The sequence below is a fragment of the Halopseudomonas sp. Lyrl_26 genome, from assembly GCF_051948695.1.
In the GTDB taxonomy this organism is placed as follows: domain Bacteria; phylum Pseudomonadota; class Gammaproteobacteria; order Pseudomonadales; family Pseudomonadaceae; genus Halopseudomonas; species Halopseudomonas formosensis.
In genome coordinates, this window is sequence record NZ_JAYJLH010000009.1 from 73,974 (window position 1) to 91,542 (window position 17,569).

Consider the following 17,569-nt stretch of genomic DNA (forward strand, 5'->3'; position numbering starts at 1 on the left):
TTGATTCAGGGAGTTGTCATGACCGCCACCGCAACACATCTGCCGCAGGAACCTGCGGCCACGCATCCGGACCGGGAACAGCTGCAGCAGGCCTATGACCTGTTCGGCCGCATGTCCGAGCAGCTGCGTGAGTCGCAGAGTCTGCTCGAGCAGCAGGTGGCTCAGCTCAAGGCGGAGCTGGCTGAAGTCAGCGCCCAGCGCACCCGTGAACTGGCCGAGAAGGCCTGCCTTGCCGGACGGCTGCAGAATCTGCTGGATCTGCTCCCAGGTGGGGTGGTGGTGCTGGACGGCCGCGGTGTCGTCCGTGAGGCCAACCCGGCGGCCCGGGAGCTGCTCGGCGAGCCCCTGGAAGGCCAGCTGTGGCGCGAACTCATCCGCGAGCGCTTTGCCCCCCGTGATGATGATTACCATGAAGTCTCCCTGCGCAGCGGACGCCGTGTCTCCCTGGCGACCCGGTCCCTGCGGGGCGAGCCAGGGCAGATCATCCTGCTCACCGACCTTACCGAGACGCGCCAGCTGCAGGCGCAGCTGGCGCGTAACGAACGGCTGTCAGCGCTGGGGCGCATGGTGGCGTCGCTTGCGCACCAGATCCGCACGCCACTGTCCACCGCCTTGCTCTATGCCAGTCACCTGAACCAGCCGGAGCTGACGGCCAATCACCGCCAGCGTTTCAGTCAGCGGCTCAAGGACCGCCTGCAGGCCATCGAGCTGCAGGTGCGCGACATGCTGCTGTTCGCCAAGGGGGATCTGCCGCTGAACAGCCAAGTGTCGGCCCGCGAGCTGTTCCGGGAGCTGAGGCAGCAGGCCGAGACCCTGATCGTCGAAGCCGGAGCCGATTGCCGCTGGGCCGACCGCACCCCCGCTGACGTGCAGCTGGTATGCAACCGGGAAACCCTGCTGGGCGCTGCGCTGAATCTGATCGAGAACGCCATCCAGGCCGGCTATCCGCAGCCGCGGCTGAAGGTCATCCTGCGCCTGCAGGAAGGGCGCCTGAGCCTCAATGTGGTGGATGGAGGCAAGGGCATGACCCGGGCCGAGCTGGCCCGGATCGGCGAGCCCTTCTACACCACCCGGGAGCAGGGCACCGGGCTGGGTGTATCCGTTGTCAAATCCGTGGCCCAGGCCCATGGCGGCGCATTCCTTCTGCGCAGCCGGCCGGGGCAGGGAAGCTGGGCGGAACTGGTGCTGCCGGTACTGCCGCAGCCGGTCTCAGGAGGAAGCACTAGATGAGCAAGTCACGCATTCTGCTGGTCGAGGATGATCGCGCCCTGCGTGAGGCGCTGGCCGACACCCTGGCGCTGGGCGGTTACGACTACCTGGAAGCCGCCGACGGTGAGGCGGCACTGACCCTGCTGCAGCGGGAGAGCGTCGCCATGGTGGTCAGCGATGTGAACATGCCGGGCATGGACGGTCATGCGCTGCTGCGCACCCTGCGGGAACGCTTCCCGCAACTGCCGGTATTGCTGATGACCGCCTACGGCACGGTGCAGAACGCGGTGGTCGCCATGCGTGACGGCGCGGTGGACTATCTGGTCAAACCGTTCGAGCCCCAGGCACTGCTTGATCTGGTCGCCCAGCACGCCCTCGGCCGCCTGCGCGCCGGTACCGACGGTCCGGTGGCAGTGGACCCGGCCAGCCAGCAGCTGCTGTATCTGGCCCAGCGCGTGGCCGCCAGTGATTCGACGGTACTGATTTCCGGCGAGTCCGGCACCGGCAAGGAGGTGCTGGCGCGCTATATCCATCAGCACTCACCCAGGGCCGATCAGCCGTTCATTGCCATCAACTGCGCAGCCATTCCGGAGAACATGCTGGAGGCGACCCTGTTCGGTCACGAGAAGGGCGCCTTCACCGGAGCTGTCGCCGCCCAGCCCGGCAAGTTCGAGCAGGCCAACGGCGGCACCCTGTTGCTGGACGAGATATCGGAAATGCCCCTGGCGCTGCAGGCCAAGTTGCTGCGCGTATTGCAGGAGCGCGAGGTGGAGCGGGTAGGTGGCCGTCGGCTGATCGAACTGGACATCCGCATTCTCGCCACCACCAACCGGGACATGCAGGCCGAGGTGGCGGCCGGGCGCTTCCGCGAGGACCTTTACTACCGGCTCGGCGTCTTCCCGCTGCAGTGGACACCGCTGCGCGAGCGCCCCGGGGACATACTGCCGATCGCCGAGCGTCTGCTGGCCAGGCATGCCGGCAAGATGAATCAGGGGCCGGTGCGTCTGGCCGAGGATGCCTGCCAGGCCCTGCGTCAGCACAGCTGGCCCGGCAACGTGCGTGAACTGGATAACGCCATCCAGCGCGCCCTCATTCTGCAGCAGGGCGGGGTGATCTGCGCGGCGGATCTGTGCCTTGGCTCGATGCCCGGACTGGGTCTGACGGCCAACAGCATCAGCATGGCCCCGCCGGTGCAGCCGGCGGTCAATATGCCGCCACCGGTGTCTGCAGGGGCTCTGGGGCAGGATGTGAAGCAGCGGGAGTTCCAGTTGATCATCGACGTGCTGCGCGCCGAGCGTGGACGGCGCAAGGAGGCGGCGGAGCGCCTCGGCATCAGCCCGCGCACCCTGCGCTACAAGCTGGCCCAGATGCGTGATGCCGGTGTGGATGTGGATGCCATGCTGTTTGCCGGCTGAGCCGGGGGCAGCGTTCTCTCGGCGAGCTGGCATCAATCTTGCTGAATATTCTGCAGAGTCGATTTTGCCGTCAAAATATTTACGGCCTGGAGAATGTGAATGACACAGGGTGTTGAATTCAATCGTCTGATGCTGCAGATGCGCTCCATGCAACTGGAAGCGATGAGCCGTCCGCAACCGGTAGCGCCCGCAGCGCCCCAGGAAACCAGGGGGCCGGCATTCGATGATCTGCTGCAGCAGGCAGTCAACCGGGTCAATGAACTGCAGCAGACCACCGCCGAGTTGCAGAGCGGTTACGAGCGGGGGGTGCCGGGCATTGATCTGGCTCAGGTGATGGTAGCATCGCAGAAATCCAGCGTGGCGTTCCAGGCGATGACCCAGGTGCGCAACAAGCTGATCACCGCCTACGAAGACATCATGAAGATGCCTATCTGATCCAGCTGGCCGATTGCGCTGTGCCTGACCGAGGAAACACCTGATGGACGCTGCCACCACTCCCAATACGCCCGCCACGCGCCCCGACCCGGCTCTGCCGGAGACGCCGCGCCGCCCGCTGCCGGGGCTGGGCTTTCTGGATAATCTCGCCCAGCTGCCCATGCTGCGCCAGTTCGCGTTGCTGGTGGGGTTGGCGGCGAGTGTGGCGATCGGTTTTGCCGTGGTGCTCTGGTCCCAGCAGCCTGAATACCGCCCGCTGTATGGCAGCATGGACAACCTCAACGCCAGCCAGGTGGTCGAGGTGCTGCAGCAGAGCCGCATCCGCTACAAGGTCGAGCCCAACAGCGGCGCGCTGCTGGTGCGTTCCGAGGATCTGGCCGATGCCCGCCTGCAGCTGGCCAGTGCCGGTGTGGCCCAGGGTGACGGCAATGTCGGTTTCGAGATTCTCGACCGCGAGCGCGGTCTGGGTACCAGCCAGTTCATGGAGACCACCCAGTATCGCCGGGGCCTGGAAGGCGAGCTGGCCCGGACCATCTCCAGTCTCTACAACGTCAAGGCGGCGCGGGTGCACATTGCCATGCCGCGCTCCACCGTGTTTGTCCGGGATGACCGCAAGCCCAGCGCCTCGGTTCTGCTCGAGCTCTATGCCGGGCGCAAGCTGGAGGCCGCCCAGGTCATGGCCATCGTCAATCTGGTGGCGACCAGCGTACCCGAGCTGAGCAAGGATCAGGTGACGGTGGTCGACCAGCACGGCAACCTGCTGTCCGATCAGGACGAGCTCAACGAGCTGACCATTGCCGGTCGCCAGTTCGAGCACACCAGACGTCTGGAAGATACCTACACCCGACGCGTGCACAGCATCCTGCAACCGGTACTGGGCGACGGCCGTTATCGTGCCGAGGTGTCCGCCGATGTGGACTTCAGTACCCTGGAATCCACCGCCGAGAGCTTCAGTCCTGACGCCGTGCTGCGCAGCGAGCAGGTGCTCAGCGAGCAGCGCGTGGCCGGGCAGGCGCCGGTCGGTATCCCCGGTGCCCTGAGCAACCAGCCTCCGGGCACCACCTCGGTACCGGAGCAGGTGATCGATCCGGAGACCGGCGAGCCGGTGGTCGTTGCACCGCCCCGCGACAGCCGTGAACAGGCTACCCGCAACTTCGAGCTGGACCGGCAGATCAGCTACAGCCGTCAGCAACAGGGCCGGCTGACCCGCCTGTCGGTAGCCGTCGTGGTGGACAACCGCCAGCAGCTCAACGCCGAAACCGGCGAGATGGTCGGCGTGGCGCTGAGTGAAGCGGAACTGGCCAGTCTGACCCGGCTGGTGCGCGATGCGGTGGGCTATGATGAGGCCCGCGGCGACAGCGTCAGCGTGGTCAATGCCGCTTTCGTACCCACCGGAGAAGTGCTGGAGATCCCGCCGATCCCGTTCTGGAGTCAGCCCTGGTTCTGGGATATCGCCAAGCAGATACTGGGCGTGGTGTTCGTGCTGGTGCTGGTCTTCGGCGTGCTGCGCCCGGTGCTCAAGGGTATCGGCGGCGGCAATCGCCAGCCTGCCGACAACTATCCCTATCCCGCGGCGGGCAATGACCCTCTGCTGACCGACGAACTGAGTGATGATACTGTCAGCCTGTCCGGGCCGACCTCCGGGCCGGTGCTGCTGCCGCCGCCGGGTGCCGGTTACGAGCAGCAGCTGAATGCGATCAAGGGCCTGCTGGCCGAAGACCCCGGCCGGGTGGCCCAGGTGGTCAAGGAGTGGATCAATTCCGATGAGTGACGACAGGCGTACCCAGAAGCTGAGCAAGCTGGACAAGGCGGCGATCTTTCTGCTGAGCCTCGGTGAGTCCGACGCAGCAGCGGTGCTGCGGCACATGGGCCCCAAGGAAGTGCAACGCGTCGGCAGCGCCATGGCCGGCCTGCGCACGGTCAATCGGGATCAGGTGCAGCAGGTGATGGCGGACTTCATCGAGGTGGCCAGCGACCAGACCGGTCTGGGGGTCGGCGCCGATGGCTACATCCGCACCATGCTGACCCAGGCCCTGGGTGAAGACAAGGCCAACAGTCTGGTCGACCGCATTCTCATGGGTGGCAGCACATCGGGGCTGGACAGCCTCAAGTGGATGGAGCCCCGCGCGGTCGCCGATGTGATCCGCTACGAGCATCCGCAGATTCAGGCCATCGTCGTGGCCTATCTGGACCCGGACATGGCCGCCGAGGTGATCAGCTACTTCGATCACAAGGTGCGACTGGACGTGCTGCTGCGGGTGTCGGCGCTCAATACCGTACAGCCCTCGGCGCTCAAGGAGCTCAACGAGGTGCTGGAGAAGCAGTTCGCCGGCAACTCCAACACCACCCGCGCCAACATGGGTGGGGTCAAGCGCACGGCGGACATCATGAACTACCTGGAGAGTTCGACCGAAGCACAGCTGATCGAGGCTATCCGTGAAATGGACGAGGATCTGTCGAACAAGATCGAGGATCTGATGTTCGTGTTTGATAATCTTGCCGACGTGGACGACCGGGGTATCCAGCTGCTGCTGCGCGAAGTCTCCAGCGAGGTGCTGGTCGTGGCGCTCAAGGGTGCTGACGACGAGGTCAAGGACAAGATCTTCCGCAACATGTCCAAGCGCGCCTCCGAGCTGCTGCAGGACGATCTGGAGGCCAAGGGGCCGGTCCGCATCAGCGAGGTGGAGGCGGCGCAGAAGGAAATTCTCACCATTGCCCGGCGCATGGCCGATGCCGGCGAAATCGTTCTCGGTGGCAAGGGTGCCGAGGAAATGATCTGATACGCGGGGCGTCTGAGCCTCTGAGAGGGCCTGGCTTCGGGCCGGGGGCGGCGCACCCGCGGACGCTTTCACAGGCAGGGTGAGCGTGGGCAGGACTGACAGGGGATACACCGTGGCATGAGTGACAAGAATGACAGCGATCTGATCCGCGCCGACCGGGTGGAGGCCTTCAACCTCTGGGACCTGCCCAGTTTCGATCTGGACGGCCACCACGTGCCCCGGGAAGACACGCCCGAGGCCGAGCCTGAACCGGAGGTGGAGGCACCTGCGGTCGAAGAGATCCCCGAGGAACCCGAGGTCAAGCCCTTCACCGTCGAGGAACTGGAGCAGATCCGCGCCGAGGCCTATAACGAGGGCTTTGCTACCGGCGAGCGTGACGGTTTCCATTCCGGCCAGCTCAAGGCCCAGCAGGAGGCCCGCGAGCGTCTGGAAGCCCGGGTGGCTGAGCTGGAAGCGCTGATGACCCACCTGATGGAGCCTGTCCGCGATCAGGACGAGCAGATCGAGGACATGCTGCTGGAGCTGGTGGAAACCATGGTGCGCCAGGTGGCGCAGCGCGAGTTGCACAGCGACTCCAGCCAGATCCGTCAGGTCCTGCGCGGTGCGCTCAAGGCGTTGCCCGTGGGGGCCGAGCAGATCCGCATCTATCTCAATCCCACCGATTTCGAAACCGTCAGGGCCATCCGCGAGCGCCATGAGGAGAGCTGGCGCCTGCTGGAGGACGACCAGCTGCTGCCCGGCGGCTGCCGCGTCGAGGCCGAGCACAGCCAGGTCGACGCCAGTCGCGAGACACGCCTGCAACAGGTAATCCAGCAGCTGCATGATCAGCGGCGCGAGCAGCGCGCCAATCCGCCGGCGGCGGATCTGGATCTCAGCGGAGAAAGCGCTGATGGCTGAAGCCCGGCGTATCAGCTTCGCCCGGCGGCTCAGCGGCTACGTGCCGGCAGTGGAGCTGCCCGCGGCACCTGTGGTCGAGGGCCGGCTGATCCGCATGGTCGGCCTGACCCTGGAGGCCGAGGGCCTGAAGGCCCAGGTCGGCAGCCGCTGCGTGGTGATCAACGAGACGCCCCAGGGGGAGGAACGGGTCGAAGCCGAGGTGGTTGGCTTTGCCGGCAGCAAGATCTATCTCATGCCGGTCGATCGCATGCAGAGCATGCAGCCCGGCGCCCGCGTGGTGCCCTCCGCGGGCGGGGGCAAGCTGCCGATGGGCAGCGGCATGCTCGGTCGCGTGCTGGACGGCATCGGTCGACCGCTGGACGGCAAGGGCGCCTTCGTCTGCGAGGACTGGGTCAGCCTGGACGGTCCGACCATCAACCCGCTCAAGCGCCATCCGATTGACGAAACGCTGGATGTGGGCATCCGCGCAATCAACAGTATGTTGACCGTGGGTCGCGGTCAGCGTCTGGGGCTGTTTGCCGGTAGCGGCGTGGGCAAGAGCGTGCTGTTGGGCATGATGACCCGCTTCACCGAGGCGGAGATCATCGTGGTCGGTCTGGTTGGTGAACGGGGTCGCGAGGTCAAGGAGTTCATCGAGGAGATTCTCGGTACCGAAGGCCTGGCGCGCTCCGTGGTGGTGGCTTCCCCCGCCGATGATGCGCCGCTGATGCGCCTGCGCGCCGCCATGTACTGCACCCGGGTGGCGGAATATTTCCGCGACAAGGGCAAGAACGTGCTGCTGCTGATGGATTCCCTGACCCGCTATGCCCAGGCCCAGCGGGAGATTGCCCTGGCCATCGGCGAGCCGCCGGCGACCAAGGGCTACCCGCCTTCGGTTTTTGCCAGACTGCCGGCGCTGGTCGAGCGGGCTGGTAACGCCGAGCAGGGCGGCGGCTCCATCACCGCCTTCTATACCGTGCTGTCGGAGGGGGATGACCAGCAGGATCCCATTGCCGATTCCGCGCGGGCCATTCTCGATGGTCACGTTGTGCTGTCGCGGCGGCTGGCCGAAGAAGGGCACTACCCGGCCATCGATATCGAGGCCTCGATCAGCCGTGCCATGCCGCAGATAGTCACCCCCGAGCACCTGCGTCAGGCCCAGCAGCTCAAGCAGCTCTACGCCCGCTATCAACAGAGCCGTGATCTGATCAGTGTCGGCGCCTACGCCGCCGGCTCGGACCCCATGACCGACAAGGCCATCGCCAGGATGCCCGCCATCCAGGCCTTCCTGCGCCAGGGGCTGCGGGAAAGTTTCAGTCTGGAACAGAGCCGCGCGGAGCTGGAACAGCTGATCAATGACTGATCCCAGAGCCAGACGCATGGCGCCGGTGCTGGACATGGCGCTGGAAGAGGAGCGCAAGGCCGCCCGTTCCCTCGGGGAATGCCAGCGGCAGCTGGAGGACGCCGGTAACCGCCTGCGTGACCTGGAGCACTATGCCAGCGAATACGAGAAGGGCTGGACCCAGCGCGGCAGTCAGGGTGTGGGCCGTGACTGGCTGATCAACTACCAGCGCTTCATGAGCCAGATGCACGTGGCCATCGAGCAGCAGAGGCAGACGGTGGACTGGTATGCCGCGAGCCTGCAGCGGGCCCGGGATAACTGGCGCCAGCGCTACCAGCGGGTCGAGGCGCTGCGCAAGCTGATCGAGCGTTACCGGGAAGAGGCCCGGGCCCGGGCTGACAAGCAGGAGCAGAAGCTGCTGGATGAGCTGACCCAGCGCCTGTTCAGTCAGCGCAGCTCCAGCAACGAATGATCCGGCGCCGCATTGGCCCGGAAGTTGCTCCATAACCTGCAGCACAGACAAATCCTGCCGCGGGCAGGCTGCAATTGACCGCGATTGCGTCTTTCATGGAGAGTCCCGATGTCCACCAGTCAGGCCTTGATGGCCATCTTCAGTAGCGATCTGCGCCTTGCTCAGGGCAGCTCCAGCCCGCAGAAATCAACGGTGGGCGAGGGTGGGGAGCTGTTCGCCGGTCTGCTTGCCGAGCAGTTGCCCGAGGAGCTGGAGTCGCTGGTCGGCAATCTGAGCGCGGACCAGCTGGCGGCATTGGAGGAGGCAAGCCTTGCCGTTGACGGCAAGGTCTTGCCGTCCGAGTTGCAGCAATTGATCGAGCAGTTGCCGCAGCAGGACGGCGAGCCTGTGAGTGGTGAGGCGCTGGCCGTCATCAGCCAGTGGATGCAGTTGCTGCAGCCCGGCGCTGTACCCGGGACCGCAACCCCCGGTGGGGAGCCAGGCTCCGCAGCCCAGCCCGTTACCCGGATGCCGGGCATCAACTCCCAGGGCCAGCTTCCGGTAACCAACCCGGAGGCTGGGATGCTGGACGCGGATGCGGGCACGCCCGGCGGGCGGGCCGACGGTGCTGCGCAGCTGACCGATACTGTCCGCAGCAGTACGACCAAGATGTCGACCGCCCCGAGCGTGGCAACCGCTTCGCCCGCCGGCCAGTCTGCCACGGTCCAGCTGCCGGGGCAGCAGGACCTGGCAGCCCTGCAGCGCACCATGGGGGAGGCGGCACCGGTGACCGCCACCCAGTTCAGCCGGCTGCTGGAGCAGATGGACCCCGCCCGTACCGGGCTGGGAGAGGAGGGCGACGCGCTGGAAGGTCTGGGCCGCAGCCATGCTGCCTCGAGCAGCGCCGCAGCGCCGCTGACCGCTCGCCCGGTAGCGGCCGCCATGCAGCCGGCTACGGTGCCCTTCGGCCATCAGAGCTGGGGCGAGGCCATGGTTGAGCGGGTGATGTGGATGTCCAGCCAGAACCTGCGCAGTGTGGAGATCCAGCTGGACCCGGCGGAGCTGGGACCGCTGGAGATTCATATCCAGAACCGCGGTCAGGAACTGCAGGTTCAGTTCGTCAGCCAGAACCCCGGCGTGCGGGAAGCGCTGGAAGGTCAGATGCATCGCCTGCGCGAGATGTTTGCCGGCCAGGGCCTGGAGCAGACCCAGGTTACCGTCGCAGACCGTTCCGCCGGCGAGCAGTCCCGTCAGGGTGACGGGCAGCTGGCGGAGCGCTCGGGCGGGCAGGGCGGCACCGGCAATTCAGGGCGCGGCGATGCCGACACAGAACAGGTTGCCGCTGCTACGCAGCGGGTCGAACGACCGCTGCGCGGACTGGTGGACTACTACGTATAATCCGACCTGGCTTCGGGGCGTGCCCGCAGCTGCGGCCCGGCCCGCTCTTCCTCTCCCCGCTGCAATCACGTCAGGACCCTGTGGATCCGCATGACAAAGTGAGACATTTGCCGCGCCGGGCTTTATCCTTGTGCGGCACCTGTGCTGGATGCCGCGCATCCGTTGCGCTTCTGGCACGATCAATGCAGTGATTCACTACAGTCGATCAAGCGCCATCTGGCGACGGAAATTTGTCATGGCAAGAAACCAGGCGGGAGCCCAGCAGCAGGCTCCGCAAGTACAACCCGAAGGAAAGAGCAAGTCCCTGATCCTGATCTGCGTGGGGCTGGTGGCTTTCCTGCTGTCGGCGGCGGGGCTGGCCTACGCACTGTTGTCCGGTAGCAACGGCAACGACAACGGCGCGGTCAGCGCGGCGGCAAGGGAGCCGGCCCGGCTGCCGGCGCTCTATCAGCCGCTGGATCCAGCCTTCACCGTGAATTATGCCCATGGCGGGCGCCAGCGTTACATGCAGGTCAGCGTGGTCCTCATGGGCCGCGACCCCGAAGCCATGGCAGCAGCAAAGGAACATTCACCCTTGATACGCAATCAACTGGTGATGCTGTTCAGTAGTGCTGATTTCGAACAGCTGATGACTGCCGAAGGCAAGGAAACACTGCGCGAGCAGGCCACCCTTGCGGTACAGAGCCTGATGGAGCAGGAGCTCGGCAAGCCGATAATCGAGTCGGTACTGTTCACCAATCTGGTTCTGCAATAGGAAGAATAATATGGCGGTTCAGGATCTGCTTTCCCAGGATGAAATCGATGCCCTGCTGCACGGGGTGGACGAGGGCATCATTGACAGTGAGCAGGACAGTGAGCCGGGCGGCGTAAAAAGCTACGACCTGACCAGCCAGGACAGGATAGTGCGCGGGCGCATGCCCACGCTGGAAATGATCAACGAGCGCTTCGCCCGCTACACCCGCATCAGCATGTTCAACCTGCTGCGCCGCTCCGCCGACGTCTCGGTGGGGGGCGTCCAGGTGATGAAGTTCGGCGAATATGTTCACACGCTGTACGTCCCGACCAGCCTCAACCTGGTGAAGATGAAGCCCCTGCGCGGCACGGCCCTGTTCATCCTCGACGCCCGTCTGGTGTTCAAGCTGGTGGACAATTTCTTCGGGGGCGATGGTCGGCATGCCAAGATCGAGGGCCGCGAGTTCACCCCCACTGAGCTGCGGGTAGTGCGCATGGTGCTGGAGCAGGCCTTCGTCGATCTGAAGGAGGCCTGGCAGGCGGTCAAGGATGTACAGTTCGAATACGTCAACTCCGAGGTCAACCCGGCTCTGGCCAATATCGTCAGCCCCAGCGAGGTGGTGGTGGTTTCCACCTTCCATATCGAGCTCGATGGCGGTGGTGGAGAGATGCACGTGACCATGCCCTATTCGATGATCGAGCCCCTGCGCGAGGTGCTCGATTCGGGGGTGCAGTCGGATGTCGACGAGCACGATGAGCGCTGGGTCAGGGCCCTGCGTGAAGAGATTACCGCCGCCAGGGTGCCGCTCAGCGCCACCGTGGTGCGGCGCGAGCTGAAGCTGCGAGACCTGCTGAGCATGCAGCCCGGCGATGTGATTCCGGTGGAAATGCCCGAACATATGGTGCTCTGCGCCAATGGCGTACCGACCTTCAAGGCGCGGCTGGGTGCGGCCAAAGGCAACCTGGCGTTGCAGATTCTGGGGCCGATCACCCGCCCACGTTGATCTGTTGGCGGCAGGGTATAGGCTGTAACAATGCGCATAATGCATTCAGGCAAGTGAGGATCAGGCAAGATGGCTGAGGACAATAAGGACGACATCAGTGCAGAGGAGCAGGCGCTGGCTGATGAGTGGGCTGCTGCGCTGAACGAGGCGGGCAATGCCAGTCAGGATGATATCGATGCCATGCTGGAAGACAACGTGTCGCGTCCTCCGATGGAGGACTTCGGTGCGCCGACCAGGCAGGCCGGAGGTGATCTGTTCGGTGGCACGGATGGACCGAATCTGGATGTGATTCTGGATATTCCGGTGACCATTTCCATGGAAGTCGGCAATACTGATATCACCATCCGCAACCTGCTGCAGCTCAATCAGGGCTCCGTGGTGGAGCTGGATCGACTGGCAGGGGAGCCGCTGGACGTCAAGGTCAACGGTACCCTGATCGCCCATGGCGAAGTGGTGGTGGTCAACGAGAAGTTCGGTATTCGCCTGACCGACGTGATCAGCCAGGCCGAACGTATCAAGAAGCTCAGCTGACATGCTGTTGCGCCGGTTGATGTGCGCCCCGCTGACGGGGCTGCTGGCGTTGCCGCTGACTGCGGCCGCTGCGGAACCGGGGCCCGGCACCAACCTGACGGGTCAGCTGGTGCAGATGGGGTTGGGGCTGCTGGTGGTGGTCGGGCTGATCTTCCTGCTCGGCTACCTGATGCGCCGGGTCGGCCCGCTGGCGCCCCAGGGCGGCCAGCATATCCGTGTCATCAGCCTCTATCCGCTGGGGCCGCGTGATCGCCTGGCCCTGGTCGAGGTCGGTGGCCGGCAGCTGCTGCTGGGCATATCGCCCGGGCGCATCACCACCCTGCATGTGCTGGAAGAACCGGTAACGGATGATGCTGGAGCTGGCGGTGGCGATTTCGCCCGCAAGCTGCAGGCAATGCTGAAGAGGGACCAGAAGCCATGATGCGCTGGGCGCTGCTGTTGTTGACCCTGCTGACGCCCATGGCGTTTGCCCAGACCGCCGGCGACCCTCTGAGTCTGCCGGCCATCACCCTGACCACCGACGCCGAGGGCCAGCAGACCTACTCGGTCAGCCTGCAGATACTGCTGCTGATGAGTGCGCTGACCTTCATTCCGGCGTTCGTCATGATGATGACCAGCTTCACCCGCATCATCATAGTGTTCGCCATCCTGCGTCAGGCTCTGGGGCTGCAGTCGACGCCTTCCAGCCAGATCCTCATAGGGCTGGCGCTGTTTCTCACCCTGTTCATCATGGCCCCGGTGTTCGAGCGCATCAACAACGATGCGCTGCAGCCCTATCTGAACGAGCAGCTGGCACCCCAGCAGGCGCTCGAGGCGGCGGGTGGTCCCATGCGTGAATTCATGCTGGCGCAGACCCGGGAGACCGATCTGGAGCTGTTCGTCAGGCTGGCCAAACGCACCGATCTGACCGGGCCCGAGGACGTGCCTTTTCATATCCTGGTACCCGCCTTCGTTACCTCGGAGCTCAAGACCGCTTTCCAGATCGGCTTCATGATCTTCATCCCCTTCCTGGTGATCGACCTGGTGGTGGCCAGCGTGCTCATGGCCATGGGTATGATGATGCTGTCGCCGCTGATCATCTCGCTGCCTTTCAAGATCATGCTGTTCGTGCTGGTCGACGGCTGGGCCCTGATCATAGGTACCCTGGCCGCCAGTTTTGCAGTGACCTAGGGGACGTGCGTGACTCCGCACTGCCGGCTTCCCCGGGTTGGCGAGCATCGGCTCGCCGCCAGATATACACGCGGGCTCCGGCTCCATGGAGGAGACTGAACAATGACACCTGAAGTAGCAGTGGATCTGTTCCGCCAGGCACTCTGGCTGACCACCACCATAGTCGCGGTCATAGTGGTGCCCAGTCTGCTGGTCGGTCTGCTGGTGGCGGTATTTCAGGCCGCTACCCAGATCAACGAGCAGACGCTGAGCTTCCTGCCGCGCCTGCTGTTCACCTTTGTCACCATCATCTTCCTCGGTCCCTGGCTGGTACGCCAGCTGATCGAGTTTACTGACCAGCTGTACCGCAGCATTCCGGGGCTGATCGGCTGATGATCGAACTGGCGGGCAGTGATATCGGCCGCTGGATAGCCGGCTATCTGTGGGTGCTGTTCCGTATCGGTGCAGTGCTCATGACCATGCCGGTGATAGGTACCCAGCTGTTGCCGATGCGCATCCGTCTGTACCTGGCGCTGGCCCTGACCGCGCTGGTGGCGCCGCAGATTGCCGAAGTACCGCAGCTCGAGCCCCTGGCGCTGAGTACCTGGGTGGTCATTGCCGAGCAGATACTGATCGGTGCCAGCATGGGCTTTCTGCTGCAGCTGCTGTTCCAGATCCATGTGATTGCCGGGCAGATCATCGCCATGCAGATGGGGCTGGGTTTTGCCTCGATGAACGATCCGGCCATGGGGATTTCCGTGGCGGTCGTGGCCCAGGTGTTCACCATGCTGGTGACCCTGCTGTTTCTGGCGCTCAACGGACATCTGGTGGTGATCGAGGTGCTGGTGGAGAGTTTCACCACGCTGCCCATCGGTCAGACCCTGCAGGCGGTGGACTTCCACACCCTGGTGCTGCGCTTTTCCTGGGTCATGGCCTCAGCGCTGCTTATCGGTCTGCCGGCAGTCACCGCGCTGCTGATCGTCAACCTGTCTTTCGGCGTGATGATGCGCGCCGCCCCCCAGCTGAACATCTTCTCCATCGGCTTTCCGCTGACCCTGGTCTTCGGTCTGTTCATTCTCTGGGTATTGCTGGTTAATGCCGCCGGGCAGTATCACCTGCTGGCCTCCGAAGCCCTGATCTGGCTGCGGGAAATGGTGGGGGCGCGCTGATGGCGGAAGACAGCGGCCAGGAACGCACGGAAGAACCCACGGCGAAACGCCAGAAGGAATCCCGGGAGAAAGGGCAGGTTGCCCGGTCCAAGGAGCTCAACACCCTGGCCGTGGTCATGGTGGCGGCAGTCGGCCTGCTGATGCTCGGCCCGCGCCTGGCGCAGCGGTTGATGGATCTGATGGTGTACAACTTTTCCATAGAGCGCGAGGCCCTTTACAACACCGACAGCATGGGCCTGCACCTGCTGTCTTCACTCAACCACGGTTTTTCGGGGCTGGCGCCGCTGCTGTTCATGCTGCTGGTGGCAGCGCTGGTCGGCCCGGTGCTGCTCGGCGGCTGGCTGTTCAGCGCCAAGCTGCTGGCCCCCAAGGGCGAACGGCTCAACCCGCTGGCCGGGCTCAAGCGGATGTTCTCCATCAAGGCTCTGGTCGAGCTGCTCAAGGCCCTGGCGAAGTTTCTGGTGGTGCTGGTCATGGCCCTGGTGGTGCTCAACATGCGCACCGATGATCTGCTGGCGCTGGGCAGCCAGCCCCTGCCCACGGCCATCGCCCACAGTGCCTGGGTGCTGGGCACGTCACTGGTGCTGCTGGCATCGGCGCTGATCCTGATCGCGGCAGTGGATGTGCCCTTCCAGATCTGGGATAACAAGCAGAAGACCAAAATGACCAAGCAGGAAGTGCGCGACGAGTACAAGGACAGTGAGGGCAAGCCCGAGGTCAAGTCCCGTGTCCGCCAGCTGCAGCGGGAAATGGCCGAGCGGCGCATGATGGGCGAGGTACCCAAGGCCGACGTGGTAATCACCAACCCGACCCACTACGCGGTGGCGCTGAAATACGACCCGGTGCAATCCGGCGCGCCGGTGGTGGTGGCCAAGGGCGCCGACCTTCTGGCGCAGAAGATCCGCGAGGTCGCCACCGAGCACGATGTCATCGTCCTCGAATCGCCCCCGCTGGCACGGGCGGTGTACTACAGTACCGAACTCTCGCAGCCGATCCCGGCCGGCCTCTATCTCGCCGTGGCCCAGGTGCTGGCCTATGTCTACCAGATCCGCCAGTATCAGCAGGGCAAGGGACAGCGTCCCGGCCCGATGCCCGAACCGCCGATCCCGGAGGATCTGCGCCGGGACGAGTAAGACGGAACACGGCGGCTGCCGTGAACCCGCCTTCCGGATGTCGTAATCCTGTAGGAGCACCCGCCCCGGGTGCGAACAGCGTCGCACACCTGCTGGCTCGATGTGCGGGCCCTCCTGCTGCACCGCGGACGAGCTGGTGCTCGTCCCTCCCGGGGCTGCACCGGCTCGCCGACGTAAGCGCGCAGACAACGCAGGCGTAGCGCAGGTGCGCTACACCCCGGGGAGCCCACTTCCCGGGAACGTCGAGCCCACGGGCCGCGATTGGACACGCCAAGCTCGCCTCCCTGGCGTCGTCACCTTGTAGATACCGTCTCCCCTAATGTGCTGCAAGCCCTTTCAGGCGGCTTGCGGCACATATCCTTGCTGATGCTTTAACACTCCGAAGGCGATATGTATCAGCTTGCGCATAGCAGCCGCGACAATGGTCATTCCCGCCTTACCTTTTGCTGCCATTCGTCTTTTCAGTGCCCGCACATCGGGGTTGTACTGGGAGGCTGTTATGGCTGCCATGTAGAGCTTCTGTCGTACGCTGCTTCGACCAGCCTTGCTGATCCTGGACTGTTTACGCAATGTGCTGCCTGACTGAGTATGCACCGGCACCAAACCAACAAAGGCAGCGCACTCCCTGGCAGAGCCGAAGTCTCGGCTACGCAGGACGGACAACAGCTGTACAGAACAAACCTCGGCCACACCCGGAATGCTCTGCAAGAGTTCGCGATCCTGCTTCAACTCGGGGTGCCCATTGATATGCTGGTCGATATCGCTCTTCAGTTTGCGGATTTCTTCTTTCAGCGCGCCGATCATGTCTTCGATAGACTCTATGACGCGCAGGTTGGTCTGTGTCATCAGCGCCTTCTCTCGCCGATTCTGTTCCCGCCGCAAATCTTTCTCCAGCGCCTCCAGGCGGGCCATCAGAGAGCGCAACTCTCTGATCTCTCGCGCTTCAGGCTGCCACCGCACTAACCGCGAGTGTTTCTCCTGGCCGTACAAAGCCAGTACCAGTGAGTCCTTTTTATCTGTCTTGTTCAGCGCACCTTCGCTGCGGGCGAAGTCTTTCACCCTGGCGGGGTTAGCTACGTAGACGATAAAGCCCGCCTCATGCAGCGCATGGCACAGGTTCTCGTGATATATGCTGGTTGCTTCCAGCACTACATGGATGTTTTCCGGGGCTTCTTCCGTCTGCTTGAGCAGCCACTGGCCCACCTCTTGGAGTAACGGGCGGTGGTTGCGGAACACCCTGGTTTTCACTTTCAGCGGTACGTTCTGACGCAGCCACAGCACGTCCAGCTTGTCTTTGCTTACATCAATGCCAACAAATGCCATCTCTCCATTCCTCGCCTTGTCTATGCGGCTTCATCCCGCCTGGGGAGAGCCCGGATACCGTACAGGTTGAGAGAAAGGTCGGAGCCTGATCTACGTCGCAGGGTCATTGCCCTCAGGAGCACCACAGGCTTGCGTCCGACCAAAGTGTTGATAGCTAATCAACACTCGGGGAGAGATACAAGGAGCACCCGCCCCGGGTGCGAACAGCGCAGCGCGTCGGTTGGCCCGATGGACCGGTCCTCCTGCTGCACTGCGGACGAGCTGGTGCTCGTCCCTCCCGGGGGTACACCCGTTCGCCGGCGTAAGCGCGCAGACAACGCAGGCGTAGCGCAGGTGCGCTACACCCCGGGGGAGCACGCTTCCCGGAAACCTCGAGCCCAAGGGCCGCGATTGGACACGCCAAGCTCGCCTCCCTGGCGTCGTCACCTTATAGGAGCACCCGCCCCGGGTGCGAACAGCGCAGCGCGCCTGCCGGCTCGATGGGTGCGTCCTCCTGCTGCACCGCGGACGAGCTGGTGCTCGTCCCTCCCGGGGGCGCACCGGCTCGCCGACGTAAGCGCGCGCAGACAACGCAGGCGTAGCGCAGGTGCGCTACACCCCGGGGAGCTGCTTCCCGGAAACC

General features: G+C 64.3%; 18 protein-coding genes. 17 read left to right on the top strand and 1 reads right to left on the bottom strand.

The window, feature by feature from the left end:
- Nucleotides 1–18: 18 nt before the first annotated feature.
- From VF673_RS11590 to flhB, 17 genes are all read left to right on the top strand, one after another.
- Complete coding sequence (locus tag VF673_RS11590) at nucleotides 19–1,230, top strand: sensor histidine kinase (protein WP_440292049.1); 1,212 nt, start codon at nucleotides 19–21, stop codon at nucleotides 1,228–1,230.
- Nucleotides 1,227–2,624: a sigma-54-dependent transcriptional regulator gene (locus tag VF673_RS11595; protein ID WP_440292050.1), complete on the top strand. Its 1,398-nt coding sequence runs from the start codon at nucleotides 1,227–1,229 to the stop codon at nucleotides 2,622–2,624. The genes VF673_RS11590 and VF673_RS11595 overlap by 4 nt, the downstream gene beginning before the upstream one ends.
- Before the next feature lie 99 nt (nucleotides 2,625–2,723).
- Nucleotides 2,724–3,059, top strand: a complete 336-nt coding sequence (gene fliE / locus VF673_RS11600; RefSeq protein ID WP_090541219.1) for a flagellar hook-basal body complex protein FliE — start codon at nucleotides 2,724–2,726, stop codon at nucleotides 3,057–3,059.
- A 43-nt stretch (nucleotides 3,060–3,102) separates the two neighbouring features.
- Entirely contained in the window at nucleotides 3,103–4,830 is a 1,728-nt protein-coding gene (gene fliF / locus VF673_RS11605) for a flagellar basal-body MS-ring/collar protein FliF (protein WP_440292051.1), read from the top strand.
- The gene (gene fliG, locus VF673_RS11610; protein WP_440292052.1) at nucleotides 4,823–5,839 is read left to right on the top strand and encodes a flagellar motor switch protein FliG; all 1,017 of its coding nucleotides are present in this window, start codon (nucleotides 4,823–4,825) and stop codon (nucleotides 5,837–5,839) included. Before fliF ends, fliG begins: the two co-directional genes overlap by 8 nt.
- Before the next feature lie 117 nt (nucleotides 5,840–5,956).
- Entirely contained in the window at nucleotides 5,957–6,736 is a 780-nt protein-coding gene (gene fliH / locus VF673_RS11615) for a flagellar assembly protein FliH (protein ID WP_440292053.1), read from the top strand.
- Nucleotides 6,729–8,078: a flagellar protein export ATPase FliI gene (gene fliI, locus VF673_RS11620; RefSeq protein WP_440292054.1), complete on the top strand. Its 1,350-nt coding sequence runs from the start codon at nucleotides 6,729–6,731 to the stop codon at nucleotides 8,076–8,078. The genes fliH and fliI overlap by 8 nt, the downstream gene beginning before the upstream one ends.
- Nucleotides 8,071–8,529, top strand: coding sequence for a flagellar export protein FliJ (gene fliJ / locus VF673_RS11625; protein WP_440292055.1), 459 nt, complete (start codon nucleotides 8,071–8,073; stop codon nucleotides 8,527–8,529). The genes fliI and fliJ overlap by 8 nt, the downstream gene beginning before the upstream one ends.
- A 108-nt stretch (nucleotides 8,530–8,637) precedes the next feature.
- Complete coding sequence (locus VF673_RS11630; protein ID WP_440292056.1) at nucleotides 8,638–9,906, top strand: flagellar hook-length control protein FliK; 1,269 nt, start codon at nucleotides 8,638–8,640, stop codon at nucleotides 9,904–9,906.
- Between the two features lie 235 nt (nucleotides 9,907–10,141).
- Nucleotides 10,142–10,660 (top strand): flagellar basal body-associated FliL family protein, encoded by a 519-nt coding sequence (locus tag VF673_RS11635; protein ID WP_440292057.1) that lies wholly within the window; start codon nucleotides 10,142–10,144, stop codon nucleotides 10,658–10,660.
- 10 nt (nucleotides 10,661–10,670) lie between these two features.
- On the top strand, nucleotides 10,671–11,642 hold the full coding sequence (gene fliM / locus VF673_RS11640; RefSeq protein WP_440292058.1) for a flagellar motor switch protein FliM: 972 nt from the start codon (nucleotides 10,671–10,673) through the stop codon (nucleotides 11,640–11,642).
- 69 nt (nucleotides 11,643–11,711) lie between these two features.
- Complete coding sequence (gene fliN / locus VF673_RS11645) at nucleotides 11,712–12,173, top strand: flagellar motor switch protein FliN (protein ID WP_440292059.1); 462 nt, start codon at nucleotides 11,712–11,714, stop codon at nucleotides 12,171–12,173.
- Nucleotide 12,174: 1 nt separating this feature from the next.
- Nucleotides 12,175–12,594: a flagellar biosynthetic protein FliO gene (fliO, locus tag VF673_RS11650; RefSeq protein WP_440292060.1), complete on the top strand. Its 420-nt coding sequence runs from the start codon at nucleotides 12,175–12,177 to the stop codon at nucleotides 12,592–12,594.
- On the top strand, nucleotides 12,591–13,343 hold the full coding sequence (fliP, locus tag VF673_RS11655) for a flagellar type III secretion system pore protein FliP (protein ID WP_320331114.1): 753 nt from the start codon (nucleotides 12,591–12,593) through the stop codon (nucleotides 13,341–13,343). The genes fliO and fliP overlap by 4 nt, the downstream gene beginning before the upstream one ends.
- Nucleotides 13,344–13,445: 102 nt before the next feature.
- A complete protein-coding gene (gene fliQ, locus VF673_RS11660) occupies nucleotides 13,446–13,715 on the top strand; it encodes a flagellar biosynthesis protein FliQ (RefSeq protein WP_440292061.1) in 270 nt (89 codons plus the stop codon).
- Complete coding sequence (gene fliR / locus VF673_RS11665; protein WP_440292062.1) at nucleotides 13,715–14,491, top strand: flagellar biosynthetic protein FliR; 777 nt, start codon at nucleotides 13,715–13,717, stop codon at nucleotides 14,489–14,491. Before fliQ ends, fliR begins: the two co-directional genes overlap by 1 nt.
- Nucleotides 14,491–15,624, top strand: a complete 1,134-nt coding sequence (gene flhB / locus VF673_RS11670; RefSeq protein ID WP_440292063.1) for a flagellar biosynthesis protein FlhB — start codon at nucleotides 14,491–14,493, stop codon at nucleotides 15,622–15,624. The genes fliR and flhB overlap by 1 nt, the downstream gene beginning before the upstream one ends.
- A 336-nt stretch (nucleotides 15,625–15,960) precedes the next feature.
- Here flhB and VF673_RS11675 read toward each other — a convergent pair whose 3' ends face one another.
- Nucleotides 15,961–16,947 carry an IS110 family transposase gene (locus tag VF673_RS11675; RefSeq protein WP_440292064.1) on the bottom strand — a complete coding sequence of 329 codons (987 nt, stop codon included), beginning with the start codon at nucleotides 16,945–16,947 and terminating at the stop codon, nucleotides 15,961–15,963.
- Nucleotides 16,948–17,569: the final 622 nt, after the last annotated feature.

Excerpts from the sequence above, each read along its gene's own strand:
- fliO (WP_440292060.1), top strand. The coding sequence starts at position 12,175 with ATGCTGTTGCGCCGGTTGATGTGCGCCCCGCTGACGGGGCTGCTGGCG.
- VF673_RS11635 (WP_440292057.1), top strand. The coding sequence starts at position 10,142 with ATGGCAAGAAACCAGGCGGGAGCCCAGCAGCAGGCTCCGCAAGTACAA.
- fliH (WP_440292053.1), top strand. The coding sequence starts at position 5,957 with ATGAGTGACAAGAATGACAGCGATCTGATCCGCGCCGACCGGGTGGAG.
- VF673_RS11675 (WP_440292064.1), bottom strand. The coding sequence starts at position 16,947 with ATGGCATTTGTTGGCATTGATGTAAGCAAAGACAAGCTGGACGTGCTG.
- fliR (WP_440292062.1), top strand. The coding sequence starts at position 13,715 with ATGATCGAACTGGCGGGCAGTGATATCGGCCGCTGGATAGCCGGCTAT.
- fliN (WP_440292059.1), top strand. The coding sequence starts at position 11,712 with ATGGCTGAGGACAATAAGGACGACATCAGTGCAGAGGAGCAGGCGCTG.
- fliM (WP_440292058.1), top strand. The coding sequence starts at position 10,671 with ATGGCGGTTCAGGATCTGCTTTCCCAGGATGAAATCGATGCCCTGCTG.
- fliP (WP_320331114.1), top strand. The coding sequence starts at position 12,591 with ATGATGCGCTGGGCGCTGCTGTTGTTGACCCTGCTGACGCCCATGGCG.
- fliQ (WP_440292061.1), top strand. The coding sequence starts at position 13,446 with ATGACACCTGAAGTAGCAGTGGATCTGTTCCGCCAGGCACTCTGGCTG.
- VF673_RS11590 (WP_440292049.1), top strand. The coding sequence starts at position 19 with ATGACCGCCACCGCAACACATCTGCCGCAGGAACCTGCGGCCACGCAT.
- VF673_RS11630 (WP_440292056.1), top strand. The coding sequence starts at position 8,638 with ATGTCCACCAGTCAGGCCTTGATGGCCATCTTCAGTAGCGATCTGCGC.
- fliI (WP_440292054.1), top strand. The coding sequence starts at position 6,729 with ATGGCTGAAGCCCGGCGTATCAGCTTCGCCCGGCGGCTCAGCGGCTAC.
- flhB (WP_440292063.1), top strand. The coding sequence starts at position 14,491 with ATGGCGGAAGACAGCGGCCAGGAACGCACGGAAGAACCCACGGCGAAA.
- VF673_RS11595 (WP_440292050.1), top strand. The coding sequence starts at position 1,227 with ATGAGCAAGTCACGCATTCTGCTGGTCGAGGATGATCGCGCCCTGCGT.
- fliF (WP_440292051.1), top strand. The coding sequence starts at position 3,103 with ATGGACGCTGCCACCACTCCCAATACGCCCGCCACGCGCCCCGACCCG.
- fliJ (WP_440292055.1), top strand. The coding sequence starts at position 8,071 with ATGACTGATCCCAGAGCCAGACGCATGGCGCCGGTGCTGGACATGGCG.
- fliG (WP_440292052.1), top strand. The coding sequence starts at position 4,823 with ATGAGTGACGACAGGCGTACCCAGAAGCTGAGCAAGCTGGACAAGGCG.
- fliE (WP_090541219.1), top strand. The coding sequence starts at position 2,724 with ATGACACAGGGTGTTGAATTCAATCGTCTGATGCTGCAGATGCGCTCC.